Annotated in this window: 12 protein-coding genes; 1 reads left to right on the forward strand and 11 read right to left on the reverse strand. The window is 39.8% G+C overall.

All coding sequences use genetic code 11. From position 1 onward, the window contains the following. Nucleotides 1-161: 161 nt before the first annotated feature. From BAZ21_RS26975 to BAZ21_RS27025, 11 genes are all read right to left on the reverse strand, one after another. A complete protein-coding gene (locus BAZ21_RS26975; RefSeq protein ID WP_068505910.1) occupies nt 162-455 on the reverse strand; it encodes an AbrB/MazE/SpoVT family DNA-binding domain-containing protein in 294 nt (97 codons plus the stop codon). A gap of 31 nt (nt 456-486) precedes the next feature. Continuing rightward, on the reverse strand, nt 487-2,049 hold the full coding sequence (locus BAZ21_RS26980; protein ID WP_068505911.1) for a hypothetical protein: 1,563 nt from the start codon (nt 2,047-2,049) through the stop codon (nt 487-489). A gap of 16 nt (nt 2,050-2,065) precedes the next feature. Beyond that, entirely contained in the window at nt 2,066-2,695 is a 630-nt protein-coding gene (locus tag BAZ21_RS26985; RefSeq protein WP_068505912.1) for a hypothetical protein, read from the reverse strand. A gap of 15 nt (nt 2,696-2,710) precedes the next feature. Then, complete coding sequence (locus tag BAZ21_RS26990; protein WP_068505913.1) at nt 2,711-3,739, reverse strand: conjugal transfer protein TrbL family protein; 1,029 nt, start codon at nt 3,737-3,739, stop codon at nt 2,711-2,713. Beyond that, on the reverse strand, nt 3,736-4,005 hold the full coding sequence (locus BAZ21_RS26995; RefSeq protein WP_068505914.1) for a hypothetical protein: 270 nt from the start codon (nt 4,003-4,005) through the stop codon (nt 3,736-3,738). Before BAZ21_RS26995 ends, BAZ21_RS26990 begins: the two co-directional genes overlap by 4 nt. Beyond that, on the reverse strand, nt 4,002-4,556 hold the full coding sequence (locus BAZ21_RS27000; RefSeq protein WP_068505915.1) for a hypothetical protein: 555 nt from the start codon (nt 4,554-4,556) through the stop codon (nt 4,002-4,004). The genes BAZ21_RS26995 and BAZ21_RS27000 overlap by 4 nt, the downstream gene beginning before the upstream one ends. After that, nucleotides 4,553-5,587: a M23 family metallopeptidase gene (locus BAZ21_RS27005; protein ID WP_068505916.1), complete on the reverse strand. Its 1,035-nt coding sequence runs from the start codon at nt 5,585-5,587 to the stop codon at nt 4,553-4,555. Before BAZ21_RS27005 ends, BAZ21_RS27000 begins: the two co-directional genes overlap by 4 nt. Beyond that, a complete protein-coding gene (locus BAZ21_RS27010) occupies nt 5,587-7,455 on the reverse strand; it encodes a VirB4 family type IV secretion system protein (protein ID WP_068505917.1) in 1,869 nt (622 codons plus the stop codon). Before BAZ21_RS27010 ends, BAZ21_RS27005 begins: the two co-directional genes overlap by 1 nt. Nucleotides 7,456-7,472: 17 nt before the next feature. Next, the gene (locus BAZ21_RS27015) at nt 7,473-8,522 is read right to left on the reverse strand and encodes a hypothetical protein (protein ID WP_068505918.1); all 1,050 of its coding nucleotides are present in this window, start codon (nt 8,520-8,522) and stop codon (nt 7,473-7,475) included. Nucleotides 8,523-8,537: 15 nt separating this feature from the next. After that, nucleotides 8,538-8,768: a TrbC/VirB2 family protein gene (locus BAZ21_RS27020; protein ID WP_068505919.1), complete on the reverse strand. Its 231-nt coding sequence runs from the start codon at nt 8,766-8,768 to the stop codon at nt 8,538-8,540. Nucleotides 8,769-8,967: 199 nt separating this feature from the next. Next, a complete protein-coding gene (locus BAZ21_RS27025) occupies nt 8,968-9,603 on the reverse strand; it encodes a hypothetical protein (protein WP_068505920.1) in 636 nt (211 codons plus the stop codon). A gap of 349 nt (nt 9,604-9,952) precedes the next feature. Here BAZ21_RS27025 and BAZ21_RS27030 point away from each other — a divergent pair, with 349 nt between their 5' ends. Continuing rightward, entirely contained in the window at nt 9,953-11,062 is a 1,110-nt protein-coding gene (locus BAZ21_RS27030) for a hypothetical protein (RefSeq protein ID WP_068505921.1), read from the forward strand. Nucleotides 11,063-11,461: the final 399 nt, after the last annotated feature.

Consider the following 11,461-nt stretch of genomic DNA (forward strand, 5'->3'; position numbering starts at 1 on the left):
ATCGGAGCGGCAGGAGATCCACGAAGCCATACCGCAGCGCCCGGCGCTCGATGCTGGCCAACATGCTCAGGACGGCCCCAGCCGTCCTTTTCGCTGTACCTGGTGCGGCGCTCTGCCAAGCGCACACCAGGAGAGCAAAAGAAAAAGCCCCGAAGGGCTGGTCAATCAGCTTGTGAGCGTTTGTATTTTTCTAGCTCTTCAAGGAGTTTATCAATCCCTTGAGGACTTAACGTTAATGCACCATTTCCAAAGGCAAAAGTGTGATTCGATTTCATAGACTCTCCAGTAACCAAACACGGCTCCAGGTTATCATATTTTTCCACAATGATCCTCTCACCGTCACTGTAGATTTCGAGCATTTGTTTTTCTCCAAGACGTAGTTCCTTTCGGATTTGCTTAGGAACTGTAATACGGCCTAATTCGTCAAGACCTCGAATATATATTTTTTTATTCAAATCACATTCCGTCCTTCCCCCTTAGCCTTGGTTATACCCTGTTGAAATTCGCCTTAATTTGCTCGACTTTTTGCTGAAGACTTTTAACCGTCTTATCATCTTTTTTATTCTTTGCTACATCAATTTTATTTATATACTCTTTAACACGCTGGTTAACTTCCTTAAATTGGGATATTTTTTTCGCCATATCCGAGCTGCCTTCTTGCTTTGCTAAATAGGATGCTTCGCTGCTAAGTCCTGACCATAAGTAAGCCACGAGCAGTTGATTTTTCCGTCTGTCTGTAAGTTTTATATCCCTAGCTATGCCAATCAACTTCTCATAGTCGCCATTCATATAAGCTACTTCATAATTAATCGCTGGCTGATCAATTTTGGTTTGTAAATCCTTCAGCTTTGCGGTTTGTTTACTTGCAACCAGGTTACTAACAACAATATCCGCGTATGCCGGGTTAAGCCCGATAGCCTTATCATATTCGCCCTCTTTTACATACAAATCAAGCATTTGTTTTTGCAAATCTTCAGGTAGCTTTGCATATCCAGCTTGCTCCAATGTCTTTAATGCGGCCTGATTATCCCCGGCCATTATTTGCTTGTAGACATTAGCCAACTGCTCAGATGTTAATGTAGTGGCTGCTGCCGCTTGCTGCTGTTCTTTGGCTTGTTGTGGAGCTTCAGCATTCGCGCCCTCAAATGCGCCTAACGCGGTGGCCACAAGTAGGATTGCGGCCACTCCAGCACCACCCACATAAAACCATTTTGAGTTCCAGAATGCTTCCTTATCCTCCTGATCGCCCTTGGTTTTCATACTCCGCATTGTCTCTTCTTTAGAACGTATTCCCCGTTTGGACTTCTCTATAAAAATTTCAGAAGAGGTAGCCGCTACAAACTTTCCAGCAAGCTTATTGCTCTTGATTTCCTTCCGTCTAGCCCAATACTTCATATTTTTCAATCTAGCTTCATACTCACGCTGAATTTCTTCTTTGCGCTCCACGGTGACAATTGTTTCTTCAACAATCCTGCCCACATCATCAATGCTTACAGCTCTTAAAATCTGTTCTGCAAAACGAATCACTACGTCTCGCTGATCTATAAAATCCGTAATTCGCGGTTTACCCAAAACGCGATATAACGTAGTCAGTGATAATAAAATAATTTCCTTCAATCCATCAAGTGTAGGCGGCGTACTGTAGAGCCGGTGGCCTTCAAATTCAAAGATAAAAACTTTCATTTTACTATCGGTCAAGTCTAGGAAAAAATTATTTTTATCCCATAGTATAGGCGTATTGTGATTATTCTTAGCTAGATCCACGAAGGAACGGAAATAGTAAATCTGATCTTCAAAGTAAATTTGCCGCAGGTAATAAAAAGACTTCATACCAGCAAGATCGTAGTCAAATACTAATCGGTTCGTGATGAATGAAAGATCATGAGCAAATACATAATTTTTGAAATGTGCAAGTGAAAGCCCTTTTTGTTTGTACATGCTTTCCAGTTCATCCAGGCTGCTAATGCTTGTATAGCTGATTGGAATGCTGTACTGAACATGATCGCCTATAATTTCTATTTCGCCGTACTTATTAATGGGAGATTGCATACCGAGTCACACCCCTTTACTTAATTCTAAGCTCTTGTTTCACTTCCTGCTGTAGCTCCGGTTTTTTATAGCTATCCTCATAGGCTTCATTATCTTTCTTTTTAAGATCCGGGCCGCTGACATAAAAACCGTCTTTGATAAGCTGTACTTCATTGTCTAACGTCTTCACAAAACGCAGCTCATAATTGAATTTCTTATCCGTTCCAGGCTTCGTATAAATCATGGGTACGATTAGCTCATGGGCATCAATATTTGTGTAATAAATTTCTTCTGTTTTATCACCAATTTGAAAGCTGGAAGCATTCAGCTCCAGCACATCATCATTATTCCTTTTTGTATCACTTGTTCGATAAATGCTGGAATCCTGAAAAAGTAGCATCCCCTTTTTGATTTTATCCATCATTTCCTTCTGAATTTGGTCAAGCTCCTGGGTAGTGCGTGCAGATCGTCCGTGAAAGCTTGTCAATATGGAGACATACTGCTTCGACAATTCTTTTGCTGATGAAATGTCCGCACTTGTAAAAACAGTTTCTTGAGTCGATTGCCCTTGTTCTACAGAAGGAGTTTTTGTGACTTGATTCTCCTTATTGCTGCATCCAGACGCAATAAGGAGAATCACCACTAACGATATAACTGTTTTTTTCAAATCAAATTCACCCCTTTACCGTCTTCTCATAACCATCATTTTGACAGCAGATTTTGCTCCTGAAGCTAAAGCTCTTGAAGATCCTGTGCTAAATCCCCATTGACCTAAAATGCCTGGTAATGTGATGGCCAGTACAAAAAAGGCTGCTCCTGAAAACATGTGAAAAGTATCTCCGTAATAGCTTGGTGGAATTAAGAACTCTTGTAAACCCACGGCGATACAAATCAACTGTAGAGCCAAGGTGACGAAAGCAATAACCATGTTTTTAAGCCAGAAATCAAAAAAATTATAAGTTTCATTCAATTTCGTTGAAATAGCAACCGGGCCAGCAATATATAAGATCGCCACAAAAGCAATCCGATAAAATAACTGAAGCGTAAGAGCAATCAGAATTATGGCTATAATCAGGATTACCAATACCGAGAACAAGCCTGGCCCCATAAGTATGTTCGTTATGATATTTAAAACCATGTCCGAGCTATTGATTGAATCCACAATCTCTGTCATTAGTAGCTCTTGTAAATGTAGTATCCATTCTATGATATATTCATAGAGAAAAAGGAAGATCCCAATGACTACCATAGACACAACTTTCTCATTGACCACTGTTGCGCCATCTTCAGCGTCACCCAGGCGTAGACTCACTATTTTAACCGCATTAAAAATAATGAATATCGCCAGAAGAGTCTTTGACAAGACAAACATACCGTCCTTGTAAGCTTTGTACGTCTGATTGTCTATAATGTCCGTTGGTGATATGATCGTTTTTTTGATGATATCTTTAATGAAGTCCATTCCAGATACACCGCTATCCAAAGCGATTTTGTACACATGACATGAGACTTCAAAACGTCCACAATCCACGCTTCGCTGCTCTGGATCGTATTTTTTAATAAAGTCCTTGTAAGACTCAGGCGCGTTTTCAAAGAACTCTTCATGCTGCTCGTAGTAGTCGCCAGGTTCAGCAAAGCTTGCATGTGGGAATACCAAGCCTAATGAGACTAAGAGATATACAATGAGGGAAATTTTAAATATTCTACTCATGTGAATAATCTCCTTAATAAGTAGAACAGTAAGAATAAAATCCCGAATATAGGGACGATCCAGCGGATACTGATTCGATACCGCAGCTCCCTAATTTCATCCTCCGTCATTTCTTCACGGTACTCTAAAAAAAATTCCCTCTTAGCTTTTTCAATAGGCTTGTCATAGACCTTCTTCGCTATTTCCGCAAATATACCTTCCATTTTTTGAGTTATTTTTTTGGCATGTTTGACTATTCTTTCTTTTTTCTCTTGGGATAACTTCATTGCTCACCCCTCGATTCCTTGGCATTGCGTAAGGCTTCCTCTGCTTGTTTACGTAAATCATCGTCGCTACTGTCACCTAACAGACTTACCTTCACATCGTTGACTTTCCATACATTATTAACTTTCTTCCATTTCGAGTTTATAGACAGCGTTTGGAAATAATCATCCCCGAATGTCTTCGATTTATCCATTTCATATCGGATCGCAACCGTAGCAAATGACTCAGCTTCGCCGTCTTCCGCAGCTTTTTTCGTGAACAATTGCTGAATATCCACGGTTTCCAATCCTGAATCCTGGGCATCCAGATTTACATATTTCTCCGATTCCATTTTCTTGAATTTACTGTCTGCTTCGGGAGTCAGGAAGTCTTTATGTTTGCCTTTTGCATATGCCTTCGCAAATTCTTCTGACCTTTGATTCAGCAGCTCAATGTCCTTATATTCAGCGATTACTTTTTTTGATTGTTGCAGCTCAACATAAAATTTCAGGCATAACCCCGATGAAACCAATACACCAACGGTCAGGGCAAACAATAACCAACCCTTTCTCATTCTGTTCCTCCTCCTTTGCTTTCCAAGAACGGCATAGGATTTTGTCTCTGTCCATAAATACCGCCTGTTTGGACTTCAAAATGTAGATGCGGCCCGGTTACCCTTCCCGTTTTCCCACAGGTTGCAATTTGAGTCCCTTTTGTAACCGGCTGGTTTAGATCCACCATGACGGTAGTCAAATGGGCATACAATGTATACTTGCCGCCGTGGTCTATAATTAAATGGTGTCCATAATGATCACCACCGCTTTTAACGGTTACAACAACCGTCCCCGTATCCGCAGCATATATAGGATCACCCACGCGACATGCTAAATCCACGCCTTTGTGAAAAGATTGTTTACCCGTAACCGGATGTACTCTTGGGCCAAAAGGTGATGTAACTCTTAACGGGCCAGGAACCGGAAGCGCAAATTCTCCGGTAGCCGTAGCGCTACAATTTGCGGAAAGACCACCTAGTGAATTGGCCATTCTTGTTATACCAGGAATCCAATTGGCGTTAAGATTGTTCGGATCATTATCAGCTCCTACAGGAGCGTATTTATTTCCAATCTGTTCTATCGTTATCAGACCTTGCGAAATATATAATCTGTTCAGATTACTTGCCATCGCGTTAATGCCCTCGTCCAGTGTGGAATACGAGAATAACCCACTACCATCCGGGTTCATTAATCCACCAGGATTATTTTTGTTTTTGACAGCCGGGGATGTACCGTGTCCAGTCTCATGTAAGGCTATAGCCATCAACAGTACAGGATCAATGCCATTGTCCTTAGCCGCCTGGATAAACACATCCTCTTTGCCGGTGAAAACGCCGGCATTGGCAAACATGTTACCAATGGCTGTTTGATCTATTTTCCCGGCTGTACACATAATAGGCCCGGGTACTCCAGCACCGTTACCTCCAGAGTCATCGTCGAGAACAGCCGACATAATGGCAGATATAACGGCCACAACCCCACATACCAGTATTGCGATTACAATAATATATCTGGCCTTGTACAGTATCGCTTGTTTTAAAAGCTCCTTCATTACTGCACCACTTCTTCAAAGGGGATTTTATCAAACCATAGTTGTTTTTCTAAATCGGTTAAGACAACATGCAGCTTGATTTTTTTAGAACCTACAAAGAATATTCCTTTCCCTGCTTCTTCTTTTTTACTTCCTTCAATAACGGTAATTGCCGTCTTCTCTTCCTCCGAAAACTGCATATTCATTTCTCGTTCCAAGTAATCTACTTCCGTCTCTGCCATTGGCAGATATAGCCGCTGGGTAGCCTGGCTAATTACAGCCTCACCATAGTTACGTACCCCATCGGTAGCGGATAAAAAGTCTTTAATAGACTGGGACGCTGGGGTAACACCACAATTAAATGACCGCAAAACTTTCATGGCAAAATACAATTGTTCCATAGCAAGCGGTACTTTAGGATCGGCAATAACGTGAGCTTCATCAATAAAAAATTGTGTATCCGTACCATCGCCGTTAATAATTTCGTACTGTACGTGAGAAAGCAAAAGAAAATATATGACTCGCTGAAGCTTAGGTTTATTTTGCAGATCCAAAATATCATAATTACACAATGAATTATCTACATCGACATTGGTGTGACCATTCAGTATCTTTGAAAATAACCCTTCAGCATAGGAATATAAAATAGTATAGAAATCGGATACTTTCGAGAACTCTTCATTTTCGGTCTTCTTTTTTTCCGTAAGAAAGTCATAAAAATCTTTCATAATCGGAAAATCTTCTTTTTTGAGTTGACTTATATCCGTGTTTTCATCTACTCCAAATTTTGCATACATTTCAATGAGGTACTTAGAGAGAATATCTTCTTGTAAGTCGCTTATGTCTGGATACATCAATCTGAACATAATCAGCAAAACATTGATTTTAGACAACAAAGGATTACCCTCTGAAATACCTTCTTTTTCCATTTCCGCTTGAGCAGATTTACTAATGTTGGGAATATCAAATGGGTTTAATATGCTGCCGTTACGGAAGCTGAATTTCACCCACTCGCCGCCTAAGCTCTTGTAGATCTTCCCGAACTCACCCTTTGGGTCAATGGTGCGAATACGTGTACCAGTAGACCATTTCCGCATCATACTCGAAAAGATATACGTCGATTTACCGACCCCAGACATGCCAATTACAAATTCGTGCTTATTAAGCAGCATTTCATCATCTACTACGACCACATTTCCTGTAGTAAGATTTCGACCTTTTATAAGTCCATCAGGATCAAAAATTTCGTTTTCATGGAAAGGGAAGAAGTAGCTGACTGCTTCAGCATTCATCGGTCTATACGTGAGGTCATAAACCTTATTCTTCCCGAGAGGTAGGAAACTATCGAAGGCATCTTTTAGTTTAGTCATAGGCGTAACCGTTTTGGCAAAAGGGCCAACTACCGTTTTAACTTGCTGTGTCAACGATTCAAGCTGCTTTTGATCGGAAGCAACAATGTGTATTAGCATTTGAAACATGAACATACGTTCATTTTTATAGCTCAACTGGTGCAGCGTCATTTTAGCACTGTCAATTTCCGCTTCTGCATCCGATTTACCGGCATCATTCACATATTTAGAATTTACTTTCTGATTATTTTGTTTAATGCTCTCCGATAGCTGTTTTCTAACCTCATGCGAATCGTATACACTTAAAAATTGAATGACGCTAATATTTTCGCTTATATCATTCAAGCTCTGTATACGCTCTTGCTGTAGGATAGCGCTATATTCAACCGCAACTAAGGTTCGCGTGAAATTAGCTCCTGAACGGACATATGACTCTTCTTCCTGAATGGAGTCAGGAGACAACAAGTTCAAAATATTCTCATTATATCCCTCATAGGAGGATTCCAAGGTTCCTTTTTTTATTTTTTTTAAGAGATTCATAGGAATATCCTTCCTCCTTACATAATGTGATCCTCTTTCATCTTAGCCCAACGCCCATCCATTTCTTCAAAGGTGCGGTTTCCTACCGTCAGCGGTGAAAATAATGAGGTTTTAAAGCTAAAGTTCACTTGTGCATTTTCATAGTCGATGCACGCAAACATAAGGTGGAAAAGTTCTTCATTGTTCAGCACTTTAGCTTTAAGTTTATGTCTTCCTCCCATCATATTTTCAATTTGGGAAGACAGTAATTTCCCGTCTCTTTCCAGTTCATCCAACACTTTTTTTCGTGTTAGCAAATTAAAGGAACGTGACAGAATAACATAACGATTGCGCGAAACCATATCTTTAGAAGTTTGCATATCATCGACATGTTTAAGATAACTTTTATTCAACATTTGTTTAGCCTTGTTCTCTACTCCAGCTACTTTTGCTTCAATATCCCGTCCATATTTTGTAAGGTTGATTGGCTGTGCAATTTGGCTCACTTGAAGAGGTAACATGGATATTGAAACATCGTTTAAAAACGTTTCATAGGAGCGAAATATTTTCTCTTTTTCGGTTTTATTAAGAAGGGATAAGTTTATGCTGGATACTTTGATTACCTTAACAAAGCGATTATCCGTTGTTTCGTAGCATTCAGAATAAACATTTCTAATCCCTAATTGCTCTCTAATATCTTTAAGAGCCTTCTTTTTATCCATAAGTCCACCTTTTTCATATACAAAAAGTTTTTGTCTCCTTCTGAATTGAATACGCCATATTACCTTATGAGTAAAAAAATTGATATTCTTACGGTCAGGATGATGAATGCTTAAAATAGTCAAAAAAGTGACCCAAGGCGAAAGACAAACAACGACCAGTTGTGCATTTACGTCATACCCGGTATGACGTAAATACATAAATATCGCTGCACAAACAACAAATAGAGGTAGGGATATTAGAATGTCCCGATACTTGAGAAAGGACAAAAGATACTTACGTGTGTCCACGTTCAGGGGAAGCTCAATCTTCCCCTCCTGTCGTAGTCGATCCCTTCTTTCAATCGCCCCTTGAGTATCAAAAGCCATATGTTGAAGCCCCCTTTAACCTCCGAGGTTCGTTTGAAAATACGCCACAATTGCCTTTGCCAACAAAAAGGCAGCTAATCCAATAAGGCACAGGCCAAAAGCTTTTTTAAACTTGCCTTGATTTTCTTCTCCACCAAATGCTGCCAGCAAGCCAGTTACTAAAAGCCCTATGGCAAATACGGTTATGCCAGTTTTAGTCATGTCACCAAATAATGTTTCTAAAAACTTATTAATCAGATCAAACATTCTGTATTTCCTCCTTCAAACATGAAATTTCCCATCTTACTGGAATTTTACTAGACTCCATCCAAATTTAGTATTGGACGAATCTCCCATTCAGTAATGGAACCTACATACCATAAAATCCCTCCTTTTTTATTCTAATACGACTTTATCAGATTAATTTTAGAAAGTAAAGAAGGGAACCTCTGTTTGTAAGGTTCCCTTATACGGAAATATTCCTAGCTATTTGTTCTGCAATCAAATTCAAATAAAATCGGTAGGTTCTGTTTGTGCTGTTAGACCTATCTTGTAGGGCTTTTTTAACATTTTCTCCTAGAACTAGGTTCAGGAAACTTTTTTCTTCTACTACAAAAGAATCAACTTTTATCTCTTCACTTAGAATGTAGTGTGAAAAAAGGCTACTAACTGACATAGCATTCGCTTTACAGTGCCGCACAATTTTTTCTTTAGTGATACGGTCAAGCGTGATTTCAATATGTCCTTTATCGCCCTCATTGCTATCTGATTCGTCCAGTTCAGTGATTTTAAACTTATCCTGATTGTGTAAAAAATAGTCCGAGATAAGCAGCCCAAAAAAAACTCTTCTGGAATGGCCATACCTTTCTAACTTTTCAATTTTCTCTTGGATCTGTTCATTTACCGTTGATGCCGTTGGTACACTTGTTGTAATTTCATTGGCTAATGAATCAATGAATCTTTTGTCATACGTGGTTTTTAAAATCTCAGCCAGCGCTAACGAAATAACATTTCTTTTGCTGGTTCCCATTTTTCCAGCCGCTAAAGTAATAATTTCATTCGCTTTTGCATTGAGTACCAAATTCAATTTGGGACTAGCCAAAGTATCCCCACCTTGCATATTTAGAAAATGTCGTTTACTCTTGTATCCATGATTTGCTATAATGCTAGTAAAGTTTTATTAGACTAAAGATACCATTTTCAGCCGTTAACAATCAATTTAAAACAAAAAAAAATCCCCCATACTCCGCACACCCACAGTTTAACGGTCACTTGTTTGGCGACGAGAACCGTTTAACTCCCCGGGAGCGAGGACTTTATAGAGGACTTCTTTATATTAGCTACATTTGTGGTTCAATTATACCATAAATGTAGCTGCATAGCAAAGAAAAACCTTTATTTAGCCCTTCCTATTTAGTTGGAGTATATGGGCCAAATGGAGGTTTTTTATTATGTTGGAACAACAGCCAAGAAAATTGAAAAGATGCACAATAAAAGAAGAGTTTGTGAGTCTAGTAGGTGACGCAGTTTCAGCCGCGATCTTGAACCAAATGATATTTTGGCAAGAGATTGTAAACAAATCCGATCAGGAACTACAAAATGAGATTGAAGCCTATGAGAAAATCGGTGACCAACGTAAAGTAGCGAAGCTACAAGGACAATTGAAAAACGGCTGGTTTTGGAAATCAGCCAGGGAAATGAGCGACGAAATTATGTTTTCTACTCGTCAGACTGTGGATAGAAAAATGCGTTCGCTTGTGGATAACAAATTTATGGAAAGTCGCCCTAATCCAGATCCGCGCCATTCAACCAATTATTATCGTGTGAATCTCTCTTACATACAGGATAAATTAGGAAAATTAGGGTTTTCTCTTGAAGGCTATGCGCTCAGCGTTCCTATTGATCCAGAGCCAGAAATAGAACCAAAAACAGAACCAAAAACGAATGACATTGATTCCAAACCTTCGAAAACCACAACATATGGTATTGCTCAAAATGAGCAATACCATATAGAGGGGGTTGCTCAAAATGAGCAGGGGGTTGCTCAAAATGAGCAGGGGTTGCCCAAAATGAGCAATATCAGTAGTATTACATCTTTAGGTTTTCAATCTTTAGCTCTTGAGGAAGAAGAGGTATACACCGGCAACGATCCGGTTATCCACATGTTGATAAAAGTGAGCAACACAAAATTACCCACAATTCGGCATGAAGCTTTTCTGCAAAACCTAACAAGATACAACATCCCGAATGATATGGCACTTCAGATTATTGAATGCATGGCTAACGACAACAGGGATATTAATACTTATCATTGCGCTGCCATTGATCGTACTTTTACGGAATACGCTAAGCGGTCTACGACAGCAGATAAGATAAAAGTATTTCCCCGGTGGTTTACCTCTACTATTTTTAATAAACAATTTGAGGTCGATCAAGATTTTGCGAGACAAGATGAACAGAGAAGGGCAGAGGAAAGATTGCAGCGAGATCTTCAACGCTGGAAAGTATATGGCCAGCAGTTAGAAGCTAGAAGAGCAGCAGCAGCCACTTCAGAATCTTAAAAAGAATAAAATAACCATTCAATTTGCATTCAAATTGAATGGTTTAGCCCAATTAAAACAGATTTTATTCTGAAATGAATGATATATGAATGCAAATTGAATGCCATTTGAATAATGATAGGTTAACAATTTCAATAGCAGCCTAACCTTACAATATCCACATAAGACGCTCTAGCGCCGTTTCTGAAGCCTTTTTTGTCTCTGTCTGGATGTTTGGACGCTATTTGGTTGTACTACGCGCTCACAGGCCGTAAGCGGTCTTATACTGTATGTCTCATTGAACGGCTTGGGTAGCACTCGACGTTCGATGCTAGCCGACACGCTCAGGACGGCCCCGGCCGTCTTTTTTGCTATGCCTGGCGCGGCTGCTGCCGAGCGGCCAGCAGCTCATGCGCTTCC

Source organism: Paenibacillus kribbensis, assembly GCF_001705305.1.
Lineage (GTDB): Bacteria > Bacillota > Bacilli > Paenibacillales > Paenibacillaceae > Paenibacillus > Paenibacillus kribbensis_B.

Bases quoted from the DNA above. Each gene is read 5' to 3' on its own strand.
- BAZ21_RS26980 (WP_068505911.1), bottom strand. From the start codon at position 2,049: ATGCAATCTCCCATTAATAAGTACGGCGAAATAGAAATTATAGGCGAT.
- BAZ21_RS26990 (WP_068505913.1), bottom strand. From the start codon at position 3,739: ATGAGTAGAATATTTAAAATTTCCCTCATTGTATATCTCTTAGTCTCA.
- BAZ21_RS26995 (WP_068505914.1), bottom strand. From the start codon at position 4,005: ATGAAGTTATCCCAAGAGAAAAAAGAAAGAATAGTCAAACATGCCAAA.
- BAZ21_RS27000 (WP_068505915.1), bottom strand. From the start codon at position 4,556: ATGAGAAAGGGTTGGTTATTGTTTGCCCTGACCGTTGGTGTATTGGTT.
- BAZ21_RS27005 (WP_068505916.1), bottom strand. From the start codon at position 5,587: ATGAAGGAGCTTTTAAAACAAGCGATACTGTACAAGGCCAGATATATT.
- BAZ21_RS27010 (WP_068505917.1), bottom strand. From the start codon at position 7,455: ATGAATCTCTTAAAAAAAATAAAAAAAGGAACCTTGGAATCCTCCTAT.
- BAZ21_RS27015 (WP_068505918.1), bottom strand. From the start codon at position 8,522: ATGGCTTTTGATACTCAAGGGGCGATTGAAAGAAGGGATCGACTACGA.
- BAZ21_RS27020 (WP_068505919.1), bottom strand. From the start codon at position 8,768: ATGTTTGATCTGATTAATAAGTTTTTAGAAACATTATTTGGTGACATG.
- BAZ21_RS27030 (WP_068505921.1), top strand. From the start codon at position 9,953: ATGTTGGAACAACAGCCAAGAAAATTGAAAAGATGCACAATAAAAGAA.